This is a genomic window from Micromonospora sp. CPCC 205539 (assembly GCF_036906815.1).
Lineage (GTDB): Bacteria > Actinomycetota > Actinomycetes > Mycobacteriales > Micromonosporaceae > Micromonospora.
This window is the reverse complement of sequence record NZ_JBAKHW010000003.1, coordinates 34,850-56,353: the sequence shown is the minus strand read 5'-3', so window position 1 is coordinate 56,353 and position 21,504 is coordinate 34,850. Positions and strand designations below refer to the sequence as shown.

21 protein-coding genes and 1 pseudogene are annotated in these 21,504 nt (G+C 73.3%); 13 read left to right on the top strand and 9 right to left on the bottom strand.

All coding sequences use genetic code 11. The features are described 5' to 3' along the window. The first annotated feature begins 96 nt into the window (after window positions 1-96). Complete coding sequence (locus V6V47_RS03935) at window positions 97-1,425, top strand: S1C family serine protease (protein ID WP_334626572.1); 1,329 nt, start codon at window positions 97-99, stop codon at window positions 1,423-1,425. A 160-nt stretch (window positions 1,426-1,585) separates the two neighbouring features. Further along, a complete protein-coding gene (locus V6V47_RS03930) occupies window positions 1,586-2,500 on the top strand; it encodes a hypothetical protein (RefSeq protein ID WP_334626571.1) in 915 nt (304 codons plus the stop codon). A 320-nt stretch (window positions 2,501-2,820) separates the two neighbouring features. On the opposite strand, the gene V6V47_RS03925 is transcribed toward V6V47_RS03930, so the two are convergent. Continuing rightward, window positions 2,821-3,393, bottom strand: coding sequence for a DUF3000 domain-containing protein (locus tag V6V47_RS03925; protein ID WP_334626570.1), 573 nt, complete (start codon window positions 3,391-3,393; stop codon window positions 2,821-2,823). Window positions 3,394-3,523: 130 nt separating this feature from the next. Here V6V47_RS03925 and hemE point away from each other — a divergent pair, with 130 nt between their 5' ends. From hemE to hemQ, 3 genes are read left to right on the top strand one after another with little or no spacing between them, the layout of a single operon-like run. Beyond that, a complete protein-coding gene (gene hemE, locus V6V47_RS03920) occupies window positions 3,524-4,621 on the top strand; it encodes a uroporphyrinogen decarboxylase (protein ID WP_334626569.1) in 1,098 nt (365 codons plus the stop codon). A 7-nt stretch (window positions 4,622-4,628) separates the two neighbouring features. Then, on the top strand, window positions 4,629-6,038 hold the full coding sequence (gene hemG / locus V6V47_RS03915) for a protoporphyrinogen oxidase (RefSeq protein WP_334626568.1): 1,410 nt from the start codon (window positions 4,629-4,631) through the stop codon (window positions 6,036-6,038). Then, the gene (hemQ, locus tag V6V47_RS03910) at window positions 6,035-6,736 is read left to right on the top strand and encodes a hydrogen peroxide-dependent heme synthase (RefSeq protein WP_334626567.1); all 702 of its coding nucleotides are present in this window, start codon (window positions 6,035-6,037) and stop codon (window positions 6,734-6,736) included. Before hemG ends, hemQ begins: the two co-directional genes overlap by 4 nt. A 219-nt stretch (window positions 6,737-6,955) precedes the next feature. Here the strand turns inward: hemQ and V6V47_RS03905 are convergent, their stop codons facing one another. The 4 genes from V6V47_RS03905 to V6V47_RS03890 form a co-directional block, all read right to left on the bottom strand. Continuing rightward, window positions 6,956-8,038, bottom strand: a complete 1,083-nt coding sequence (locus tag V6V47_RS03905; protein WP_334626566.1) for a lytic polysaccharide monooxygenase auxiliary activity family 9 protein — start codon at window positions 8,036-8,038, stop codon at window positions 6,956-6,958. 107 nt (window positions 8,039-8,145) lie between these two features. Continuing rightward, on the bottom strand, window positions 8,146-8,601 hold the full coding sequence (locus tag V6V47_RS03900) for a GNAT family N-acetyltransferase (protein ID WP_334626565.1): 456 nt from the start codon (window positions 8,599-8,601) through the stop codon (window positions 8,146-8,148). Between the two features lie 237 nt (window positions 8,602-8,838). Continuing rightward, window positions 8,839-9,789 carry a DMT family transporter gene (locus V6V47_RS03895; protein ID WP_334626564.1) on the bottom strand — a complete coding sequence of 317 codons (951 nt, stop codon included), beginning with the start codon at window positions 9,787-9,789 and terminating at the stop codon, window positions 8,839-8,841. Between the two features lie 518 nt (window positions 9,790-10,307). Further along, window positions 10,308-10,568 (bottom strand): Prokaryotic metallothionein, encoded by a 261-nt coding sequence (locus V6V47_RS03890; RefSeq protein ID WP_334626563.1) that lies wholly within the window; start codon window positions 10,566-10,568, stop codon window positions 10,308-10,310. 157 nt (window positions 10,569-10,725) lie between these two features. Between V6V47_RS03890 and V6V47_RS03885 the strand changes: the two genes are divergently transcribed. The 3 genes from V6V47_RS03885 to V6V47_RS03875 all read left to right on the top strand — a co-directional run bounded on the left by V6V47_RS03885 (window position 10,726) and on the right by V6V47_RS03875 (window position 12,486). Then, window positions 10,726-11,001, top strand: coding sequence for a glycoside hydrolase (locus tag V6V47_RS03885; protein WP_334626562.1), 276 nt, complete (start codon window positions 10,726-10,728; stop codon window positions 10,999-11,001). Window positions 11,002-11,134: 133 nt separating this feature from the next. After that, window positions 11,135-11,872: a lytic polysaccharide monooxygenase gene (locus V6V47_RS03880; protein WP_334626561.1), complete on the top strand. Its 738-nt coding sequence runs from the start codon at window positions 11,135-11,137 to the stop codon at window positions 11,870-11,872. A gap of 62 nt (window positions 11,873-11,934) precedes the next feature. Then, a complete protein-coding gene (locus V6V47_RS03875) occupies window positions 11,935-12,486 on the top strand; it encodes a DUF305 domain-containing protein (protein WP_334626560.1) in 552 nt (183 codons plus the stop codon). A gap of 115 nt (window positions 12,487-12,601) precedes the next feature. On the opposite strand, the gene msrB is transcribed toward V6V47_RS03875, so the two are convergent. Then, on the bottom strand, window positions 12,602-13,006 hold the full coding sequence (msrB, locus tag V6V47_RS03870; RefSeq protein ID WP_334626559.1) for a peptide-methionine (R)-S-oxide reductase MsrB: 405 nt from the start codon (window positions 13,004-13,006) through the stop codon (window positions 12,602-12,604). Window positions 13,007-13,053: 47 nt separating this feature from the next. Here msrB and ligD point away from each other — a divergent pair, with 47 nt between their 5' ends. Both ligD and V6V47_RS03860 read left to right on the top strand, forming a co-directional pair. Further along, a complete protein-coding gene (gene ligD, locus V6V47_RS03865; protein ID WP_334626558.1) occupies window positions 13,054-14,085 on the top strand; it encodes a non-homologous end-joining DNA ligase in 1,032 nt (343 codons plus the stop codon). A gap of 56 nt (window positions 14,086-14,141) precedes the next feature. Continuing rightward, window positions 14,142-15,022, top strand: a pseudogene (locus V6V47_RS03860) (DUF222 domain-containing protein); the annotation flags it as partial. A gap of 14 nt (window positions 15,023-15,036) precedes the next feature. Here the strand turns inward: V6V47_RS03860 and V6V47_RS03855 are convergent. The 3 genes from V6V47_RS03855 to V6V47_RS03845 all read right to left on the bottom strand — a co-directional run bounded on the left by V6V47_RS03855 (window position 15,037) and on the right by V6V47_RS03845 (window position 17,117). After that, complete coding sequence (locus tag V6V47_RS03855) at window positions 15,037-16,119, bottom strand: hypothetical protein (RefSeq protein ID WP_334626556.1); 1,083 nt, start codon at window positions 16,117-16,119, stop codon at window positions 15,037-15,039. Continuing rightward, window positions 16,116-16,682, bottom strand: coding sequence for an RNA polymerase sigma factor (locus tag V6V47_RS03850; protein ID WP_334626555.1), 567 nt, complete (start codon window positions 16,680-16,682; stop codon window positions 16,116-16,118). The genes V6V47_RS03855 and V6V47_RS03850 overlap by 4 nt, the downstream gene beginning before the upstream one ends. A 114-nt stretch (window positions 16,683-16,796) precedes the next feature. Next, window positions 16,797-17,117, bottom strand: a complete 321-nt coding sequence (locus V6V47_RS03845) for a hypothetical protein (protein ID WP_334626554.1) — start codon at window positions 17,115-17,117, stop codon at window positions 16,797-16,799. A gap of 47 nt (window positions 17,118-17,164) precedes the next feature. On the opposite strand from V6V47_RS03845, the gene V6V47_RS03840 reads away from it, so the two are divergent. The 3 genes from V6V47_RS03840 to V6V47_RS03830 all read left to right on the top strand — a co-directional run bounded on the left by V6V47_RS03840 (window position 17,165) and on the right by V6V47_RS03830 (window position 21,481). Beyond that, entirely contained in the window at window positions 17,165-17,395 is a 231-nt protein-coding gene (locus V6V47_RS03840) for a helix-turn-helix transcriptional regulator (RefSeq protein ID WP_334626553.1), read from the top strand. Window positions 17,396-17,425: 30 nt separating this feature from the next. Then, window positions 17,426-18,148, top strand: a complete 723-nt coding sequence (gene pyrF, locus V6V47_RS03835; RefSeq protein ID WP_334626552.1) for an orotidine-5'-phosphate decarboxylase — start codon at window positions 17,426-17,428, stop codon at window positions 18,146-18,148. A 147-nt stretch (window positions 18,149-18,295) separates the two neighbouring features. After that, entirely contained in the window at window positions 18,296-21,481 is a 3,186-nt protein-coding gene (locus V6V47_RS03830; protein WP_334626551.1) for an ABC transporter permease, read from the top strand. Window positions 21,482-21,504 lie beyond the last annotated feature (23 nt).

The following is a 21,504-nucleotide window of genomic DNA, read 5'->3' as shown; positions in this document are numbered from 1 at the left end:
GTTCGCGCAGGTACGGTCCATGCGGCCACAGCCGGTCCGGGTGATTCGCGGGCTGGTTCTGCGGCACGGGGAAACGACGGGAAAGGCAAGGCGATCATGACGGCTGGCTTCGGTTCGGGGGACGGGCGACCGGCGGGCGCCGACCCTGGCGACGCGGGTGGAGTGGACCCGGCGGCCGACCGGCCCGGTCCGTTGCCACCGCGCATCGAGCCGCACCCCGCCGTCGGGTCGACGTGGCCCGCCGCACCGGCCGGGGGCACCGATCCGTCCCGGGTGGTCCCGACTCCCCGTACCGGCTGGTCCGCCCCGCCCAACGCCGGCCAATGGGCCGCCCCGACGGCACCTCCCGGCACCGCCCCGGCCGCCTCCTACGGCAGCGCACCCGCGCCCACCACCCCGTACGGCCCTGGCGGCTACCCGCCGGCCGGCGGCTCGGGCTATCCGCCCGCCGCTGCGCCGACCTACCCGCCGGCCGCTGGCCCGGGCGCCCCGGCGCAGGGCCCTGCCGCGCAGGGCGTCGGTGGTTACGCACCGGCGGGGGCCGCGCCGCCGCCGAGCGCGCCGCCGTTCACCACGCCGGGTTACCCGGGCGCCCCAGGGCAGCCGGGATGGCCGGCCGCCGCCCCGCTGCCGCCGGCACGCCCCACTCGCCGTCGCTGGCCGGCCGTCCTCGCCACGCTGGCCGTTCTGGTGCTGGCCGTCGTTGCCGGGGTGCAGGCGTACCAGCTCGACCGGCTCGGTGACCGGCTCACCGACACCGACCGGCAGTTGGCCCAGGCCCAGGACGGCGACGGGAAGCGGCTCGACGGCGTGGAGAAGCGCGCGGATGCGCTGGAGAAGCAGGCCGGTGCCGCGTTCAACCCGGAGGCCGTGGCCAGCGCCGTGCTGCCCAGCGTGTTCCGCGTCCGGGCCGGCCAGTTCACCGGCACCGCGTTCGCGGTGGGCAAGCCGACCACCGGTGGCGGGACCAACCTGTTCACCAACTTCCACGTCGTCGAGGCGGTCTGGGACGGCGGTGGACGTCAGGTCTTCCTGGAGCGCACCGACCAGCGCTACCCGGCCACCATCGTCAAGGTCGACAAGACCAACGATGTGGCGCAGTTGCGTACCACCAGCAAGTTCACCGGTCTGGTCACCGCGCCCGCCACGGTGAAATCCGGTCAGCAGATCATCGTCGTCGGTGCCCCGCTTGGCCTGGAGGACAGCGTCACCACGGGCGTGGTGAGCGCACTGCGCGACGCCCAGGGCAACTCCGGCCCGGCCATCCAGTTCGACGCCCCGATCAACCCGGGTAACTCGGGCGGTCCGGTGATCAATGGCAGCAAGCAGGTGGTCGGTATCGCGACCGCCAAGGCCCGCGACGCCGAGGGCATCGGGCTGGCCATTCCGATCAAGGTCGCCTGCGACGGCTTCAAGATCTGCTGATCCGGGCGACTCGGCAACCGCGTCGCCCCCACTCGCCCCACCACGGCCGTTCCCGGCCGATTCCGTTCCCGGCCGAGTCCCCGACCCGGCCGTACCTCGCCATGTCACCCGGTCCATCGCGCCCACCGGCGCGGGACCCGCTCACCCTGGAGGATCAGCGATGTCCCAGCCACCGACCGGGCCGGAGGGTCTCCCGCCGGCCGTCCCGGTTCAGCCGTCGACCGGCGGCGACCCGTCCGCCGCCGACCAGACCGTGCGGTACGCCGCCGGTCCGCCGGCCGGCCCGTCCGGCGCGGAGCCGACCGTGCCGCAGTCGGCCGTCAACCCGACCGTGCAGCATTCGGCCGGTGCGCAGCCGACCGTGCCGCATGCGGCCGGCCAGCCCGTGCCGCAGCAGTACGCCCCGGGTCAGGCCACGGCACCGCAGTACGGCGCCGCTGCCCCGGTGCCGCCGCAGTACGGCGCGCCGCAGCCCGCGCCCGGCTACCCCGCCAGCGCCCCGCCGTACGCGGGGCAGCCGATGTCCGCGCCTCCGGTCTCCGGCCCGGCGTACGGGCAGCCGATGTCCGCGCCTCCGGTGTCCGGCCCGGCGTACGGCCAGCCGATGTCCGCGCCGCCCGGGATGGCGCCGCCGTACGGCCCGACCGCGGCGCCCACGGCCGGACGTGGTCGTGCGGTGCTCGTGCTGGCCGTGGTGGCCGCGCTGCTCTTCGTCGTCAGTGGAGTGATGACCGGGCTGTTCGTAACCAAGAACAGCGAGCTGAACAGCACCGAGAAGCGGCTCACCGGGCAAGTCAGCCAGCGTGACGGCACCATCGCGGCCAACACCACGGAGATCGCGAAGCTGAAGACCGACATGCAGGCCATGCAGGACAAGCTCGACGACACCGAGCAGGACCTCACCGGTACCCGCAACGACCGCGACGAGCAGGCCCGGCAGAAGAAGGTCATCGCCACCTGCCTGGACAAGCTGACCACCGCGCTCGGCGCGGGGGCGGCCGGTAACAAGGCGGCCTACAACGCGGCGATGAAGGGCCTCGACAAGATCTGCGACGAGGCGGAGAACTACCTGTAGAACCGCTCCGCCGGATCGATCATGGAGTTGTGGTGCGACTCAAAGTAGCCCGTACAGGGCCAAAGGGCGCACCACAACTCCATGATCGACGAGATGGGTGGCCTTGACCCGCCTCCCTATGCGCGATCTTGCACTTGCTGCCTCGACATAGGGGGCATTCCGCGCATTCGAGCGACCGAAACTGCAAGATCGCCGGGCTGGGCCGGGCCGGGCCGGGCCGGGCTGGGCTGGCTCGCGCCGGGCCGGGCCGCGCTGGGCCGCGCTGGGCTGGGCCGGGCTGGGCTGGGGGTCAGGCTGCGCCGGGCTGGGCTGGGCTGGGGTCAGGCTGCGCCGGCGGGGCGGCGGTCGGGTAGGGCCGTTACGCCGGGTGGGGGCAGGCCCGCGGTGGAGGCCAGGAGTGCGCACCAGCCGAGCAGGTGCGGGGACAGGTCGTCGTCGGTCGGCGTCCACGAGGCGCGGATCTCGATGTCGCCCGCCGTCGGTGGACCGGCCAGGTCACCGAACCGGGTCGACATGGTCTGGGTGACCGTCCCGCCGATCGCCCGGTGGCCGGCGTCCTGGGCGTCCAACGCGTCGGTGAGCCAGGTCCAGCCGACGCCGGGCAGCAGCGGATCGGCGGCCAGATCGACTTCCAGCTCGGCGGTCACGTAGGTGACCAGTCGCAGGGTGCCCTGCCACGCCTCGTGCCCGACCGGGTCGTGCAGCAGGATCAGCCGGCCGGTGGCCACCTCGTCGCCGTCCCGCAGCACCGTCGCGGAGAGCGCGAACGTGTACGGGGCCAGTCGCTGGGGAGCGCCGACCTCCTCCAGCGTGATCTCCGGCCGGGGCGCCGGCGACCGCAGCCCGGCGACCGCGCGGGCGAAGGTCTCCGGGAGCGCGATCGGGGGGGCCATACCGGCAGCCTATGCCGCCGCCGGTCGACCCGCTTCGACGGCGCGCCGACGCCCGGGTGAGCGGGCGGGGCGGGTCACAAATGGGGGCGTGGGCGGGGGACCGGGTGGAGGGCGTGGCACGATTGCGGCGATGACCACGGACACCACGGGCACTGCTGCCCGAGACGGAGACCCGCGTCCCGGCGGACCGGCCGACTCGCCCTTCATCCGGGCCTGCCGTCGCCGACCCGGGCCGCACACCCCGGTCTGGTTCATGCGCCAGGCCGGCCGTTCGCTACCGGAGTACCGGGAGATCCGCGCGAACGTGGCGATGCTGGAGTCCTGCCGCCGCCCGGACCTGGTCACCGAGATCACCCTCCAGCCGGTGCGCCGGCACGGCGTGGACGCCGCGATCCTGTTCAGCGACATCGTGGTGCCGGTCGCGGCGGCCGGTGTCGACCTGGACATCGTGCCGGGCACCGGCCCGGTGGTCGCCGAGCCGATCCGGACCGCCGCCGACGTGGAGCGGATCCGCCCGATCACGCGCGACGACGTGCCGTACGTGGACGAGGCCGTCCGGCAGTTGGTGGTCGAGCTGGGCGACACGCCGTTGATCGGCTTCGCCGGCGCGCCGTTCACCCTGGCCAGCTACCTGGTCGAGGGCGGCCCGTCGCGGACCCACGCCAAGACCAAGGCACTGATGTACGGCGACCCGGAGCTGTGGCACGCGCTCTGCGGCCGGTTGGCCGACGTGACGCTGGCCTTCCTCCGGGTGCAGATCGACGCCGGGGTCTCCGCCGTGCAGTTGTTCGACTCGTGGGCCGGCGCCCTCTCCGAGGCGGACTACCGCCGCTACGTGCTGCCGCACTCGACGGCCGTGCTGAGCGGGCTGGTCGGCGCCGGGGTGCCGCGGATCCACTTCGGGGTGGGCACCGCCGAGCTGCTCGGCGCGATGGGCGAGGCCGGCGCGGACGTGGTCGGCGTCGACTGGCGTACCCCGCTGAACGTGGCCACCGGCCGCATCGGTTCCGACAAGGCGGTCCAGGGCAACCTGGACCCGTGTGTGCTGCTCGCGCCGTGGCCGGTGGTGGAGGCCGAGGTGCGTCGCATCCTGGCGCAGGGCGCGGCGGCCCCCGGGCACGTGTTCAACCTCGGCCACGGGGTGCTGCCGGAGACCGATCCGGAGGTGCTGACCCGGGTGGTCGCGCTCGTGCACGAGGTCTCCAGCCGCCGGGCCTACCAGGGCTGAGAAGGCGATGCGGCAGCCCTGGCGGGTAGCGGTGGTCGGCGGCGGGATCGCCGGGTTGGCCGCCGCCGTCCGGTTGCGCGACCGCGCACCGGAGGGCACCGAGATCACGGTGTACGAGCAGTCCGGCGCGCTGGGCGGCAAGCTGCGGACCGGCGAGTTGGCCGGCCAGCCGGTGGAGCTCGGGGCCGAGTCGTTCCTCATGCGTGATCCGGCCGGGGGCGAGTCCGCCGCGGTGGCGCTGGCCCGCCGGCTCGGGCTGACCGACGAGATCGTGCACCCGACGGTGGGTCAGGCGGCGCTGGTGGTCGACGGAGGGCTGCGCCCCATCCCGGGCGGCACCCTGGTGGGCGTACCCGGGGATCTGGATCGGGTGACGACGGTGGCCCGCCCGCTCGCGGACGGCGACACCGACGGCGGCCGGCCTCTGGTCGGGCCCGACGCGGACGTCTCGGTGGGCGCGCTGGTCCGGTCCCGCTTCGGCGACGAGGTGGTCGACCGGCTGGTCGACCCGATGCTGGGCGGTGTGTACGCGGGCCGCGCCGACGATCTCTCCCTGGTCACCACCATGCCGGCGCTGGCCCGCGCGGCTCGGGTGGAACACACCCTGGTCGGCGCGGTTCGGGCTGCGCAGGCCGCCGCGCCGCGCGCTCCCGGCGCCCCGGTCTTCGGCACCCTGGCCGGCGGGTTGAGCACCCTGGTCGAGGCGGCGGTGACGGCCAGCGGCGCGACGGTACGGCGGGACGCCGCAGTCCGCGAGCTGGTCCCGACCGACACGGGCTGGCGGCTCACGGTGGGCCCGACCCGGGATCCCGAGCTGGTGGACGTCGACGCTGTCGTGCTGGCGGTGCCGGCCCGACCGGCGGCTCGGCTGCTCGCCGGCCCGGCCCCGGAGGTGGCGGCGGGCGTCGGCGAGTTGGACTACGCGAGCGTCGCGCTGGTGACCCTGGCGCTGCCGGAGCCGCGACTGCCCGAGCTGTCCGGCTTCCTGGTGCCGAGCACCGAGGGCCTGCTGATCAAAGCGGCCACCTTCTTCAGCACCAAGTGGGGCCACCTGCGCCGGCCGGACGGGTTGGCGCTGGTCCGCGCCTCGGTGGGCCGGTACCGCGACGAGGCACAGCTCCAGCGCCCGGACGCGGATCTGGCGGCCACCGTGCACCGGGAGCTGTCGGCGGTGCTCGGTGCCCCGCTGCCCGCCCCGGTCGACGGGCACGTGCAGCGGTGGGGTGGGGCGCTGCCGCAGTACCCACCGGGGCACAACGACCGGGTCGCCACCGCGCGGGCGGCGCTGCGGGCCGCGTACCCCACCCTGGTCCTCGCGGGCGCCGGCTACGACGGCGTCGGCATCCCGGTCTGCGTCCGCTCCGGCGAGACGGCGGCCGAGGAGATCATCACAGCACTGGGAGGATCGGCGAGATGACCGAGCAGACCAACGCGGCCCGGTTGCGGGAGCTGAACGACAGCATCCGTTACACGATGTGGTCGGTGTTCCGGGCCAGCGCCCCGCTGCCCTCGATGCGGGACAGCGTCACCGGTGAGGTCGAGGCTCTCTTCGCCGAGTTGGCAGGCAAGGACGTGGTGATCCGGGGCGTGTACGACGTCGCAGGGCTGCGCGCCGACGCGGACATCATGGTCTGGTGGCACTCCGCTTCCAGCGACGCGCTCCAGGACGCGTACCTGCGGTTCCGTCGTACGACCCTGGGTCGGGCGCTGACGCCGGTCTGGTCGCAGATGGCGCTGCACCGGCCGGCGGAGTTCAACAAGAGCCACATCCCGGCGTTCCTGGCCGGCGAGGAGGCGCGCTCCTACATCTGCGTCTACCCGTTCGTCCGCTCCTACGAGTGGTACCTGCTGCCCGACGCCGAGCGGCGCGAGATGCTGGCCGAGCACGGCAAGATGGCCCGTGGCTACCCGGACGTACGGGCCAACACGGTCGCCTCGTTCGCGTTGGGTGACTACGAGTGGATGCTCGCCTTCGAGGGCGACGAGCTGCACCGGATCGTCGACCTGATGCGTGACCTGCGTGCCTCCAGCGCCCGCCGGCACGTCCGCGAGGAGGTCCCGTTCTACACGGGCCGCCGGCGCTCGATCGCCGAGATCGTCAACTGCCTGGTCTGACCCCGCCCCGAGCCCCAGCCCCCCAGCCCCGCGCCCCAGCCCCGCGCCCCGCGCCCCAGCCCCGCGCCCGCGCCCCGCGCCCCAGCCCCGCGCGATCTTGCACTTTCTGCCCCGACGAAAGGGGCGTAAGCCGCGATCGGGCGACAGTAAGTGCAAGATCGCGTGGGTGGGTGGGTGGGTGGGTGAGGGGTGGGTGGTGGGGGTGCGGGGGGTGCGGGGTTACGTGGTTGCCGTGCAGGTGAGCTGGGGGATCGGGTTGCTGCCGGTCCAGCTCGCGAGCAGGCCGAAGGTGGTGCTCGCTCCGGCGGCGAGCGTGCCGTTGTAGCCGACGTTGCGGGCGGTGACCTGCGTGCCGCTGGTGCTGACGGTGGCGTTCCACGACGAGCTGACCTGCTGGCCGTTGGCGTAGCTCCAGCTCACCGACCAGCCCCGGGTGGGCGTGCTGCCGGCGGTCACCCGCACGTCGGCCTGGAAGCCGCCAGCCCACTGGCCGGTGACCTGGTACGACGCCGTGCACGCCCCGGCAGGCGGTGTGGTCGGTGGCGGAGTCGTCGGCGGTGGGGTGGTGGGCGGCGGGGTGGTCGGCGGCGGCGTGCCCGGTCCGCCGGAGAAGTCGACGTCACTGCACAGGTAGTACGACTGGTCCAGGTGGCTGGCCTGCCAGATGGTGTAGACGATGTGCCGGCCGGTGCGCCCCGGCGCGGTGGCCGGGATCTCGATGGAGACGCCGCCGGTGACCGGCGTCCACTGCGACGCCGGGGTGTTGCCGATTTGGCCGGTCAACTCAAGGTCGTCCCAGCCGAGCGGCTCGGTCAGCGGGTTGAAGCCCTGCCGGGTCACGTAGACCCGGATGTAGTCGGCGCCGTGGCTGGCCTGGTCGAAGAACCGGACCCGGAAGTTGTTCGAGACCGCGGAGGTCTTCCAGGCCCCGACGGTGTCCAGGGCGTTGTAGCGCCCACTGGAGGTGCGGCCGCCGCTGCACAACTGGCCGTCAGGGATGGCGCCCTGGTGGTTGCCGGCGACGCCCTCGCGGAACAGGCCGTTCCAGTTCCACATGGCGTTCGGGTCGGCCTGCCAGGCCTGCCAGCACATCGGATCCTCGGTGGCCATCCGGGGATTCTGGAAATCGCTGCCCCAGCGTTGCCAGCAGCCGTAGTTGCGCGAGGCCGGGTCGACGACCGAGCCGTGTGCCGAGGCGGGCCCGGCCAGCAGAGTGGTCAGCGCGCCGGTCAGGAGGAGCGTGACGGCCGCCGCGATGGCGAGCGGCCAGAGTGCGCGTGGTGATCGGACGAGAGTGGACATGGGGAGCCCCCGGGGGATGAGGTCGGACGACGACACCCGGACCGCCGGGAGTTGCCCGCTCCCGTGCCTGCTCGCTGGCTCTGCCTGGCACGATGCCAGGCGTATCGTCACACGTCAATGGCCGCGCGGCGCATCGGGGTGTGCGGGATGCCGTCCTCGACGTACTCCGGGCCGCTCACCGTGAAGCCGTGCCGGGCGTAGAAGGGGACCAGGTGCGACTGGGCCTCCAGCACGGAGGCCCGACTGCCCACCACCTCCAGCGCAGCGGTCATCAGGCGGCCGGCGTGCCCGCCACCACGCGCGGACGGGGCCACCACCACCCGACCGATCCGGGCGGCGCCGTCCGGGTCGGCCAGGATCCGCAGGTACGCGAGCGGCGCGTCGCCGTCGGTCAGCCAGAGGTGCCGGGTGCCCGGCTCCACGTCCCGCCCGTCGAGCTCCGGGTACGGGCACTCCTGCTCGACCACGAACACGTCGATGCGCAACTTGAGCAGATCGTGGAAGGTGCGGGCGGTCAGGTCGGCGAAGGACGCGGTCCGGATCTCGGCGGTCTGCTGGGGCACTCTCCGATGGTAGGCCGACCCGTTCGGCCGGACGGGGTCCGGCTACCTGGTCGCTTGCTGGCCCGTCGGCTCGGTGGCTCGGTGGCCTCGCTTGGGCCGCTGGGCGCGCTTGCCACGCTGGGCCGCTGGGCGCGCTTGCCACGCTTGCCACGCTTGCCACGCTTGCCACGCTTGGCTCGCTTGGCTCGCTTGGCTCGCTTGGCTCGCTGGGCCGCTGGCTCGCCCGGCCGGGTTCAACTATGGCGCGTCCGGCCTGGTGGGCCTGAGGTAGGTGGCGGCCACGGCGGTGAGCAGCAGCGCGCCGCCGACGAGCACCGGTAGGGGGAGCGGTTCGTGCAGCAGCGCGACGGCCAGCGCCGCGGCGGTGAGCGGTTCGAGCAGGGTCAGCACGGCGGCGACGCTGCCCGTCGTGGTGCGCAGCCCGGCGTAGAACAGCGCGTACGCCAGCGCCGTGGTGATGACGCCGAGGTGCAGCAGCAGCGCCACGGTGTCGACGCGTACCGGCACGCCGACCCCGGCGACCAGCGCGAACGGGGCCAGGGTCAGCGCGCCGATCGCGGTGGAGATGGTGGTGAGCGGCATCGGCGCGGTGCGCTGGGATACCTGGCGGCTGATGAGGGTGCTCACCGCGTACCCCAGGCCGGACCCGGCGGCCGCGACCAGGCCGAGCAGTGGTGCGGGCGCCGCCGTGGTCGGCTCGGCGGTGGCGCCGGTGATCAGGGCGAGGCCGGCCACGGCGGCGACAAGCGTGCCGAGCCGCAGCGGGCCGGGGAGTCGACGGGCCCGCACCGACTCCCAGGCCGCGGCGAGCACCGGGGCCAGGCCCAGGCTGACCACGGTGGCCACGCCCACCCCGGCCAGCGCCACGGCGGCGAAGTAGAGCGCCTGGTATAGCCCGAGGCCGACGCCGGTGAGCAGCAGCGGCACCGGTGTGGCGCGCAGGGCGGTCAGCAGGGAGCGCATCCGGCCGGCGGTGCACGCCAGCAGGACGAGCGCGGCGATGGCCAGGCGGTGGAAGCCGATGCTCACCGGGCTGAGCCCGGTGCTCTCGCGCAGGAGTTGCACCGCGACACCGGTGGTGCCCCACAGCACGCCGGTGACGGTGATCTGGATCAGGCCGGTACGGGCCCGGGCGACGGTCGGGGTGGCGGGGACGGCCGGCGACACGGTACGGGAGTAGGTGGACACGGGTGCGCTCCGAAGGGTGAGCCGTTGACGGGGACGACGTCGACGGAGCGCGTACGGCGAGATGGCCGAGCCGGGTCACCCGGTCGGCGGCAGGCGCGCTCCGATCAGGAGCGCGGAGGGGGCAGGACGCCCAAGAATGGCCGCATCAGGCGACCGTACCCGCCTCCCGGCCATCCGTCGCCCCACCGACCCGGTCGCGCTGCCTCGCGCGGTCGTGCTGCGCCCCCGGTCGCCCGGTCGCCCGTCGCCCCCAAGATCGCGCTCGATCCTGGTTCTAGTGGCTTCCCCCGGCGCAGACCCCACTACATCCAGGATCGAGCACGAACCTGTTCGCCCGACCCCGGTGATCATGAGGTTGGCGAGATGTTTTGTCCGGCTTGCCGCCCGCCAACCTCATGATCACCGCGTGCGTGCGTGCGTGCGTGCGTGCGTGCGTGCGTGCGGGCGTGCGTGCGTGCGTGCGTGCGGGCGAGGGTGGGCGTGCGGGCGAGGGCGGGCGTGGGGGTGTGCCGGGTGGGTCAGGCGGGGCGTGCGCCGACGGCGTCCCGGATCTCGGCGCCTTCCGCGCCCTCGACGGCGCGAGCGCAGTGCCCGCAGCAGAAGAAACGGCCGTTGACCTCGACGCCGTGCCCGAGGATCTTGACGTTGCAGTGTTCGCAGATCGGCGCCAGCCGGTGGGCGGCGCACTCGAAGGAGTCGAAGGTGTGCACGTCGCCGCTGACCGTACGCACCTCGAATGCCATCCAGTAGTCGTTGCCGCAGACCTCGCACGTGGCCATCAGAAAACCCCCGTATCAGGACATGTGCCTCCAGAGTGCCGCAGTGTGGGGGCGCTGGTGGCCGAAATGTCGTTCGCTGGCCACCTGCGGCGGCGTGTCGGCTCCGGCGAGTCGGCCGTTAGGTCGAATGAGCCGCCGCAACCCCCGGAGGATCGCAGTGATCAAGCGCAGCAAACTCTTTGGCAGTCAGACCCGGGTCACGTTCTGCCTGCCCCGGGACGTCCCGCCCGGCCCAGTGAGCGTGGTGGGCACCTTCAACGGGTGGGAGCCCGGCCGGCACGAGTTGGTGACCCGTCGCGACGGCACCCGGACGGTGACCGTGCGGCTCGGTCAGGGGGAGTACCGGTTCCGCTACCTGGCCAGCGGCGGGGTGTGGCTCGACGACGACTCGGCCGACCAGGTCGATGATCGCGGCAGCCTGCTCCGACTCTGACCTGCTCCGGCTCTGAGCGGCCGAGCACCGCACTTGTCACCATCGATGTAATTTATCGATGGGGGTCTTTACTGTTAATAAAGTTTAAATTACCTTGAGGGGCACCCACCGGACCACCGAAGGAGCTGCCCCGATGCGTCGAAAAATCACTGTCCCGCTGGTGGCGGCGGGCTCCGTCGTCGCCACCCTCGCCGTCGCCGCGCCCGCCCAGGCGCACGGCTACGTCTCCGCCCCACCGAGCCGGCAGGCGCTCTGCGCCCAGGGCCGGGTGCCCGACTGCGGGCAGATCAAGTACGAGCCGCAGAGCGTCGAGGGGCCGAAGGGCCTCAAGAGCTGCAACGCCAACATCGCCCAGTTCGCCGTCCTCAACGACGACAGTCGGGGCTGGCCGGCCACCTCGGTCGGCACCTCGCTGACCTTCACCTGGGTCAACACCGCCCGGCACGCGACCAGCAACTGGGAGTACTGGATCGGCAACACCCGGGTCGGCGTGGTCAACGGCAACGGCCAGCAGCCGGGCGCCACCGTCTCGCACAACGTCAACCTCGGCGGGTTCTCCGGCCGGCAGAAGGTCCTCGCGGTCTGGAACATCTCCGACACCGCGAACGCCTTCTACTCCTGCATCGACGTGCAGATCGGTGGCGGAGGCGGTGGGCCCACCCCCACCCCCACCCCCACCCCGACTCCACGGCCCACCCCCACCCCGACGCCGACCAATCCGCCGGCGGGCGGGAGCTGGACCACGGGTCGGGCGTACCAGGTCGGCGACCAGGTCACCTACGGCGGCCTGACGTACCGCTGCCGGCAGGCGCACACCGCGATCCCCGGCTGGGAGCCGCCGAACGTCCCGGCGCTCTGGCTTCAGGTCTGACCGCACGGGTGCGGCCTCGGCCGCACCCGTGTCGCCGTCCTCGTGTGATCGGAGCACCCGGCATGAACCGTCGCACCCTGCTGGCGCCCCTGCTCGCCGTGCTGCTGCTACCCGCCGCCTGCGCCGGGTCGCCCTCGTCCACCCCACCGGCCATGCCGCAACCGGCCGCCGGGGACGAGTTGAGCGGCATCGACGTCGTGTACCTCACCACCATGGCCGGGCACAGCGAGCGCACCCTGGAGATCGTCCGGTTGGCACGGGACCGGGTGACCGACAACGCGTTGCGTACCCTCGCCGCCGCCATCGAGGCGACCGAAGCCGACGAGCTGTCGACCATGCGGGGATGGCTGCCCACCGCCGGCCCGGGCACCGGCGCGGCCGGGCACCACCATGCCGGCCACGGAGACGACGCGGCGCTCGACCGCCTGCGGGCCGCGTCCGCCGCCGACGTCGACCGCGTACTGCGCGAGGTGCTCACCGAGCACCAGCAGGCGGCCGCCGACCTGGCCCGAGCCCAGGTCGACGTCGGCCGCAGCGAGCGGGTCCGCGACCTGGCACGGCGCATCGAACAGTCCCGGACCGCCGAGGTCGGCCTCCTCAGGGGTACGCCGTAAGCACGCCCCACCGCCGTGCGGCGGCTGCGCGGGCGTAGCTTTCGCCGTGCGGCGGCTGCGCGGGCCGCAGTTCCCGCCGCACGGCGGCTACTTTCGCTAGCGGCGGGTGCTCAGGTCAGCGGGCGTCCAGCCGGATGGAGAGCGAGTTGACGCAGTGCCGGGTGTCCTTCGGGGTGAAGCCCTCACCGTGGAAGACGTGCCCGAGGTGACTGTTGCAGCGGGCGCAGCGGATCTCGGTGCGGGCCATGCCGAGGCTGCGGTCCGCGATCTCCTTGACCCGGCCCGGGATGGCGTCGTCGAAGCTCGGCCACCCGCAGTGCGAGTCGAACTTCGTGTCGCTGGAGAAGAGTTCCAGCCCGCAGGCGCGGCAGTTGTAGACGCCGGCCGTCTTGGTGTCCACGTACTCGCCGGTCCACGGGCGTTCGGTGCCGGCCTCGCGCAGAACGTGGAACTCCTCGGGGGTCAACCGGACCCGCCACTCGTCCTCGGTGCTGGGCAGCTCATTGTCGTCAAGACTCACCCCCCAACGGTACGTCGAACGTCGGGGGCTTGGCATAAGGTCGCGGGATGGGTGGCACCAAGGCAGCGGTCACCGAGGTCGAGGTGGCCGGGCACACCGTCCGACTGAGCAGTCCGGACCGGGTGATCTTCCCGCAGCGGGGGTTCACCAAGGCGGACGTCTTCCACTACTACCTCGCGGTCGGCGACGGGATCATGCGCGCGCTACGGGACCGGCCCACGACGCTGCAACGCTTCCCCGAGGGCATCGAGGGCGAGATGTTCTTCCAGAAGCGGGTGCCCACCCGAGGGGTTCCGCCCTGGGTGTCCACCGCCGAGATCACGTTTCCGAGTGGCCGGGGCGCGGCAGAGCTTCGCCCGGTCGACCTGGCGCACGTGGCCTGGGCGGCGCAGATGGGCACCATCGTGTTCCACCCGTGGCCGGTGCGCGCCACGGACGCCGACCGCCCCGACGAGCTGCGCATCGACCTGGACCCGCAGCCCGGCACCGACTTCGCCGACGCGGCACGGGCCGCCGCCGAGGTCCATGCGGTGCTCGGCGAGTTGGGCGCCGTCGGCTGGCCGAAGACCTCCGGCGGTCGGGGCGTGCACGTCTACCTGCGCATTCAACCCCGCTGGACGTTCACCGAGGTGCGCCGGGCCACCATCGCGCTGGCCCGCGAGGTGGAGCGCCGCACGCCCGAGTTGGTCACCACCGCCTGGTGGAAGGAGGAGCGCGGCACGCGCGTCTTCGTCGACTACAACCAGATGGCGCGGGACCGCACCATCGCCTGCGCGTACTCGCTGCGGGCCAACGGGCGGGCCACCGTCTCCACCCCGGTCACGTGGGCCGAGCTGCCCGACGTCGAGCCGGACGACTTCGACCTGCGCAGCGTCCCGACCCGGCTCGCCGAGCGGGGCGACCCGCACGCCGGCATCGACGACGCACCATGGGACATCACCCCGCTGCTCGAGTGGGCCGAGCGGGACGCCGCCGCCGGCCAGGGTGATCTGCCGTACCCGCCGGACCACCCGAAGATGCCCGGCGAGCCCAAGCGGGTGCAGCCCAGCCGCGCCAAGCGCACACCCGAGGGCGACTGACCGCACCGAAGGTTGTCGTACACCTGTTCTAAAGTTCGTCTGTGGTCGATGAGTTGGTGCGGGCGGAGAGCGCGGTGGCGGCCTGCGCCGCCGCGGCCACCTGGGCCCTCTCCGAGCGCGACCTGCTCGCGGCGATCGATGCCACGCACCGGCTCCAGCAGCGCCTGGCCTTCGTGCAGTTGGCGGCCCGTGCGCGAGTTGGACGGTCAGCACTGGAGGCCGAGGCCGGCCGGGCAACCCGGGATCGGCACGTCACCGTCTCCGAGCAGCCCGGCGGTCGGCTACGGCTCGCCGGCACCCTCGACGCGGAGGCCGCCGGCCTGCTCCGCGCCGTCATCGATCCGCTCACCGCGCCCGCCGGGCTCGACGCCCGCAGCCCCGGGCAGCGCCGCCACGACGCGCTCGCCGACGTGTGTCGACTCGCCCTGCGCACCGGTGAGCTGCCCGAGCACGGCGGCGAGGCGGCTCAGCTCGTCGTCACCACCAGCTACGACGGGCTGACCCGGCACCTGCGCGCCGGCACCCTCGACATCGGTCTGCAGCTCACTCCCGATACGGTGCGCCGGCTGGCCTGCGACGCCGCGATCCTGCCGGCCGTGCTCGGCGGCGGCGGTCAGGTGCTCGACGTGGGCCGGCAGCGTCGCCTCATCACCGGCCCACTCCGTCGAGCCCTGGTCCTGCGGGACGGCGGCTGTGCGTTCGCCGGCTGCGACCGACCACCCCGCTGGTGCGCCGCCCACCACTCCACCACTGGGCGGCCGGCGGTCCCACCAGCCTCGACAATGCCGTCCTGCTCTGCGGCCAGCACCACCGACACCTCCACCAGAGCGACTGGGTCGTCCGACTCGGCGGCGACGGCCAGCCGGAGTTCGTGCCACCTGCCTGGCTCGACCCCGACCAGCTACCCCGCCGCAACCGATACCACCGACGCACGTGACGCCGCCGACCGCACTACTCGCAGGTGATCGTGTTCTTGTACGTGGCTGGCGGCTTCCCGGCGACCACCTGGTCGGCGGTCTCCCAGAACGCCTCCGGCCAGTCACCCGCGGCGTTCATCTGATGCAGCACCTTCCACGTGTGGCTACCGCGTAACGCGTCGGCGGCCCGCCGCAGTGCGGCGTCGTCGCCGGCCTCCTTCGCGCGCAGCCATTCGGCGATCCACCCGCAGCCGACCGGGCCGATCACCTGGAAGCCGAACTGGTAGGGGTCGTTGACGCCCTCGATGGTCAGCGTGGCGGGGTCGAAGCCCGGGGGGAGTGGCACGTCGGCGAGCACCGCGGCCGCCCGCTCGGTCACCCGACTCGGGGTGACGATCTCCGCCGGGAGCGCGGCCAGCCACGTCCGGGCGTCAACGCGGACCACGCTGGCGAGGACCCGATCGAAATCGCTGCGCGCCCAGCCACCCGAGGTGCGCATCTCGACGAAGGCGCCGTCGCGAGGCCGGAGCATCACCGCGAACTCGTCCGCGCTGTACCGGAACAACTCACCCGGCCAGCGGTCGACCTGCACCGGCTCCGGCTTGCTGACATTGAGCCGACTCTGGTGGTAACCGTCGTACTGCCGGGCCTGGTACCAGTTCATCTCCAGGTGCCGGCCACCGTTGGTGAACGTGATGGCACCCACCTGCTTGGTGAAACCGTAGACGGCGGTCGCCTTCCAGCCGGGCTGGTTGATCAGCAGCCGAGGGTTCTGCTCGGCCGCCTTGAGCACCATGGCCGAATAGGTGATCGGCGCCTCCGGGGTGGAGCTGACCTCGGGGGACGCGTCGGTGCCCGCCGGCTGATCGGTCTTCACCATGGAGACGCCGAAGACGACGGCGAGCACGGCGGCCGCGACGCCTGCGCTGACAAGGCTGCTCCTCAGGTGGCGGCGAGCGCGGGGGCGCCCACCGGGCGGCTCGGTGACGGTCTCCAGGGTCGGTGTGGACATGATCTCCTCCAGGAGGTCCTGTGCGGCCCCGCCGAGGTTCGCGATCACCTCGGGTCGGTACGGGTCGGCGTCTCGGACCTTCCGGTCGAGGTGTTCGTCGGTCATCTGCCCTCCTTGGGGACGCGTTCGGCCATGACGTCGAGTACATGTCCGCCTGGGTCGAGGTCGTCACCGATGAGTTCCCGCAACCGCGTCCGGGCGCGGGACAGGCGGGTACGGACCGCGGCCGGGCTCACCTGGAGGACGGTGGCGATCTCGCGCGGCTCCAGACCCTCCCAGAAGGTCAGCGTCAACACCTCCCGGTCCAGCTCGTTCAGCTGGGCCAGCGCGGCCCGGACGGTGAGCCGCTCGGGCACCTCGCTGCCCGGGTCGACGGCCGCCGCGACCCTGAGTCGTTGTCGCAAGCGATCGCCCAACCGTCCCCGGCGTGCACCGCCGCGGTGGTGGTTTGCCAGCACCCGCCGGGCCACACCATGCAGCCACAACCGGGCCTCCGCCTCGGGCGGCATCTCGCGGCTGCGCCGCCAGGCGACGAGGAAGGTCTCGGCCACCACGTCGGCCGCGTCCTCGGGCTGCTCGACGCGCCGCATCGCATACGCCAGCAGTGCCTTGAAGTTGACCGCGTAGACGCGTCGGAAGTGGTCCTCGTGCTCAGTCCCGGAGCTCACGTCTACTCCATGTCCGGTTCGGCGCCCGTCGTGACAGCGCCCGATCCAGGAATCGCGGCGCGCGGGTCCGTCGATGTCCACGAGTGACAGGAACGCTACGCCCCACGGCCCGAGCTAGCCGCCCGCCGGGTCGGTGTCGCGCCGCGCCCGGTACGTCGTCCAGGCCAGGAACCGCTCGAAGAGCTCGACCGGGGTCGGCGCCGGGTTCGGGTTGAGCGTGATCAGATCGGCGGTCGCGTCGAAGAGTTGGCCAGCCATGTAGACCGACAGCGCCACCCGGTCCCGCCGGTACTCCATGGTCAGGAGCAGCCGGGCCGGCGGGCATGGCCAGGCGGCCGCACAGACCCGGCACAGCCAGAGCGGCCGCATCGGAAGGTGCGGGCGGACCGCCCGTCGCTGACGGAGATGGACCGGCGACACGTTCGGCGAAGACATGCCTCGATGGTGCACGGCAGTGTTGTCAGTGTCAACAGTCTCCGTAGTTGTCGGAGTGCGGGGACGGTGCCGCTGTCATCGTCAACAAGGTGGAGCTGGTTGGTGTAGCGGAGATCCGGGTGCTGCTCGGGAACGTGTCGCGGCAGCGTGCCTCCGTGATCGCCAATCAGCGCAACTTCCCGGAGCCGGTCGCCGTGCTGGCGATGGGCAAGGTCTGGCGGAAGTCGGACGTCGAGGCGTGGATCAAGAAGCACCGCCCGGAGTCGGCGGCGGACTGACACACCGTTGCCGTAGGTGGAGCCCTGATCATGGATAGCGCCCGTCAGGTCATCGTCGCGCTCGACTTCGACAACGTGCACGCCGCCGAGGTGATCGTCGAGCGGTTGGGGGACGCCGGCCAGTCGTACAAGATCGGTCTGGAGTTGCTGACCGCCGCCGGGCCCGCGCTTGCGACCAGGCTTGCGGCCGAGGGGAAAGACGTCTTCCTCGATCTCAAGCTGTTCGAGATCCCGACGTCCGTCGCGAGAGCCGTCCGAGCGGCTGGCCGCCTCGGCGCGACGATGGTGACTGTGCATGGCCTGGGTGGGGCCCGGATCATGGAGGCGGCGGTGCGTGCCGCCGCCGACTTCCCCCGGCTACGCGTGCTGGCGCTGACGGTCGTCACCAGCCTCACGGACGTCGACCTCGCCCAGGTCGGCATCAGCGCCACGACCGAGGAGCAGGTGACCCGCCTCGCGCGGTTGGCCCGGGATGCCGGATGTCACGGTGTGGTCGCCTCGCCGCAGGAGGCGGCGACGCTGCGCACCCAACTCGGCCCGGACGTCCTCATCGTCACGCCCGGGGTGCAGCTGCGGACGGAGCTGTCCGAAGGGGCCGTGACCGAGCATGCCCGGTCGGCCGATCCGACGGCCGCCATCCGCGCGGGCGCGACCCACGTCGTCATTGGTCGGTCGCTGACGCGGGCAACCGACCCGGCGGCTGTCCTCGCTGATCTCTCGGCCGAGTTGAGCCGGCTCACCAACCGACGTTGACGCTGACGGCGACAGCGGTCGGTGACCCGCCAGGCCGGGGTGAACCGACCGATGCCGGAATAACGATCATGTAACGGGCGCGAACCTTTTCCCGGGGATGGCCCGTCTTTGTGGTCGTCGGCCCGCCAGGGCCAGGGGAGGCGTCGGATGAAGCTGGTGTGGAGGCGGGCCCGCGAGGCGCGGGGGCTGCTGATTGCTGCGGTGATCGCCGCCCTTGTGGCCGTGGCGTTGGTTACCGGCCTGTCCGACTACAACCGGCGCGCGGTGGACGCCGGGCAGCGAGCGTTGGTGGCCGCGGCGCCGGCCGAGGAGCGGGGCCTGCTGGTCAGCGGCTCCGGCGGGCGCGACGCCGCCGAGTTCGCCAAGCGGGACGCCGGGGTTCGCGCCGAGTTCGCCGACGGGCTCGCCGGGGTGCCGGTCACTGTCGCCGGGGCGCGGTACGGCACCGGCCGGGAGCTGATCGGCGATCTCGGGTCGGTGCCCCGCACCGGCGACGACCCCATCTTCGCGAACCTGGCCACCCTCGACGACCTGGCCGGGCACGCCGAGTTGGCCAGCGGTGCGTGGCCCCGCGCCGGCGCGAACCCGGTCCAGGTGAGCCTGCCGGAGCGGGTCGCCGCGGCGTTGGGCCTCACCACGGGCGAGCGGATCCCGCTGCGCGACCGGGCCACCGAGCGGACCGGGCAGGTGGTGCTCGCCGGCACCTGGCGGCCCCGCGACGCGACCGACGCGTACTGGCTGCTGGCACCGGGGGTGGGCGCGGGTAGCGCCGCCTCGGGCACCTCGTACGGGCCGTTCGTGCTGGACCCGGTCGACTTCGCGACGACCTTCCCGGGTTCGGCGTCGGCGTCCTGGCTGGCCGAACCGGACCTCGCCCGGGTCGACGCGTCGGACCTGCCCGCCGTACGGACGGCCATCGCGGCGGCCACCACGGCGGTGCCGGAGGCCGCGCAGCTCGGCTCGTCGGGGCAGACGGACACCAAGATGGATAGGCTGCTGGACCGGATCGGTCGCGCCGACCTGGTGGGTCGTTCCGCGCTGGCGACGCCGCTGCTGCTCATCCTGGTGCTCGGCGGGTACGCGCTGGTGCTGGTCGCCGCCCTGCTGCACGAGGACCGTCGTCAGCAGACCGCACTGCTGCGCGCCCGTGGCGCGGCCCGTTGGCAGTTGGCCGGCCTGGCCGCCCGCGAGGCGACGCTCGTGGTCGCCCCGGCCGTCCTGCTCGCGCCGGTGATCGCCACGGAGGTGCTGCGCTACGTCCGGCCCGGCGGGGCGGCGGAACTCTCCACCTCCGGCGGCAACAGCGCCCTGGTCTGGGCGGCGGCCGTCGCCACCGCCGCCGGCTGCCTGGTGGCCATGGTCGCCCCGACGCTGCGCGGGTCCGGCACGTACGTGGCCGACATGGCCGCCCGGTCCCGGCCCAACCGGTCCGCGAGCGTTCAGCGGGCCAGCATCGACCTGGTGCTGGTGGCGCTGGCCGTGCTCGCCTGGGTGCAACTGCGCCGGTACTCCTCGCCGCTGGCCGGATCGGGGGGCCAACTCGGGCTCGACCCGCTGCTGGTCGCCGCCCCGACCCTCGGCGTGCTGGCCGGCGCCGTGCTGGCGCTGCGGCTGCTCCCGCCGCTCACCCGGTTCGGCGAGCGGTTCGTCGACCGGCGGCCGTGGACGGCCACCATGTTCGGCATGTGGCAGGCCGGCCGGCGTCCGCACGCCGGTCCGGTGCTGCTGCTCGCTCTCGCGGTCGGCGGCAGCACCCTGGCCTGGTCTCTGATCAGCACCGGCGAGCGATCCCAGGTCGAGCAGGCCGGTCACACGGTCGGTGCCGACCTGCGGGTGACCGAGCGGTCCGGTGCCGCCCCACTCGACCGGTCCAGCCAGCTCGCCGCGCTGCCGGGCGTGGACCGGGCTCTGCCGGTGTGGCGTGACGAGGTACGGGTCGGCCGGGACGACCTCCCGGTGACCGTGATCGGCGTCGACCCCGCCAGCGCCGCCGGCGTCGTGCGACTCGCGGACCGGCTGGCCGACGAACCCGTGCCGAAGCTCTACCAGTCGATGCTCGGGGCGCGGGGTGCCCCCGCCGGCGTGGAGCTGCCCGCCGGGACCCGGTCGGTCTCCGGCACGGTCCGCACACCCGTTGCCCAGGCCACCGAGCCGCACCGGATCGCCGTCACGCTGCTGGTCATCAGCTCCGACGGGCTCGCCCTGCGGCTGCCGGCGGTCAGCGCCCCCAGCAGTGGCCGGGCCACCCCGTTCACCGTGCAACTGCCCGACGTGGGTCAGTCGCGGCTGCGGCTCGCCGGGTTCGAAGCCGACGGCGGTCTGGCCGCCGGCACCGCGTACCGGCTCGAGGTCGACGAGCTGGCGGCGGTCGGCGCGGACGGCACGAGCCGGCCCACGGCGCTGACCGGTGACTGGGTGCTGGCCGCCACCGGCACGCCAGCCACGCCGGTGCGGCCCACCGCCGCCGGGCTCACCGCGGTCCACACGGTGGACTTCTACGCGGACGCGCCGCGCATGTACCAGCGGCCGACCCGGTTCAGCGTCGTGCCGGGCGGACAGAGCGCGCCGGTGGCGGTGCTCATGACCCCCGAGGTACGCGACGCGCTGAGCCTGGGCATCGGCGACACCGCCGACCTGACGCTCTCCGGGGCGACGCTGCGGGTCCAGTTGGTCGGTGAGCTGACCGCCGTGCCGACCACCACCGGCGCGGGTGTGCTGCTGGACCTGCCCGCAGCTGTCGACACGCTGATGCGGAACGGCGGCACCGTGCGACCGGTGCCCGAGTGGTGGATCGGCGCCGACGACGCGTCGGCTGCCGCCCGGGCCGCCAAAGAACTGCCCGCGGTGACCGTCCTCGACCGGGAGGCGGCGGTCAAGTCGGCTGCCGAGGACCCGTACTGGCGTGGCTCGCGTACCGGAATGCTCGCCGCCGCGCTCGGCGCGGTGCTGCTCGCCCTGGTCGGCCTCGTGGTGGACGTGTGGGCCACGGCCCGGCACCGGCTCGGCGAGTTCGCGGTGCTGCACACCCTCGGTGCGACGCCGCGGCTGTTGGCTCGGGCGATGCTGGCCGAACAGGCGTTCCTCGCCGGCATCGGCGTAGGGGTCGGGCTGCTGCTCGGCGCCGCGGTGGGAGCCACCATGGCCCCACTGATCATCCTCACCCCGGCCGCCGGTCGACCGGTGCCCTCGGCGACGTTCGCGCTGCCGTGGTTGCCGATCGGCGTGACCGCCGTCGGGCTGCTGCTGGCGGCGCTCGCCTTCAGCGCGTTCATCGCCACCGGCATCCGGCAGCGGGTGGCGGCGGTGCAGCTGCGAATCGGGGGAGATCAATGAGCGGGCGCGACGTGCGACCCGGT

Coding starts and splice junctions, on each gene's coding strand:
- V6V47_RS03935 (WP_334626572.1), top strand. CDS start 97: ATGACGGCTGGCTTCGGTTCGGGGGACGGGCGACCGGCGGGCGCCGAC.
- V6V47_RS03930 (WP_334626571.1), top strand. CDS start 1,586: ATGTCCCAGCCACCGACCGGGCCGGAGGGTCTCCCGCCGGCCGTCCCG.
- V6V47_RS03925 (WP_334626570.1), bottom strand. CDS start 3,393: ATGGCCCCCCCGATCGCGCTCCCGGAGACCTTCGCCCGCGCGGTCGCC.
- hemE (WP_334626569.1), top strand. CDS start 3,524: ATGACCACGGACACCACGGGCACTGCTGCCCGAGACGGAGACCCGCGT.
- hemG (WP_334626568.1), top strand. CDS start 4,629: ATGCGGCAGCCCTGGCGGGTAGCGGTGGTCGGCGGCGGGATCGCCGGG.
- hemQ (WP_334626567.1), top strand. CDS start 6,035: ATGACCGAGCAGACCAACGCGGCCCGGTTGCGGGAGCTGAACGACAGC.
- V6V47_RS03905 (WP_334626566.1), bottom strand. CDS start 8,038: ATGTCCACTCTCGTCCGATCACCACGCGCACTCTGGCCGCTCGCCATC.
- V6V47_RS03890 (WP_334626563.1), bottom strand. CDS start 10,568: ATGGCCACGTGCGAGGTCTGCGGCAACGACTACTGGATGGCATTCGAG.
- V6V47_RS03880 (WP_334626561.1), top strand. CDS start 11,135: ATGCGTCGAAAAATCACTGTCCCGCTGGTGGCGGCGGGCTCCGTCGTC.
- V6V47_RS03875 (WP_334626560.1), top strand. CDS start 11,935: ATGAACCGTCGCACCCTGCTGGCGCCCCTGCTCGCCGTGCTGCTGCTA.
- ligD (WP_334626558.1), top strand. CDS start 13,054: ATGGGTGGCACCAAGGCAGCGGTCACCGAGGTCGAGGTGGCCGGGCAC.
- V6V47_RS03855 (WP_334626556.1), bottom strand. CDS start 16,119: ATGACCGACGAACACCTCGACCGGAAGGTCCGAGACGCCGACCCGTAC.
- V6V47_RS03845 (WP_334626554.1), bottom strand. CDS start 17,117: ATGTCTTCGCCGAACGTGTCGCCGGTCCATCTCCGTCAGCGACGGGCG.
- pyrF (WP_334626552.1), top strand. CDS start 17,426: ATGGATAGCGCCCGTCAGGTCATCGTCGCGCTCGACTTCGACAACGTG.
- V6V47_RS03830 (WP_334626551.1), top strand. CDS start 18,296: ATGAAGCTGGTGTGGAGGCGGGCCCGCGAGGCGCGGGGGCTGCTGATT.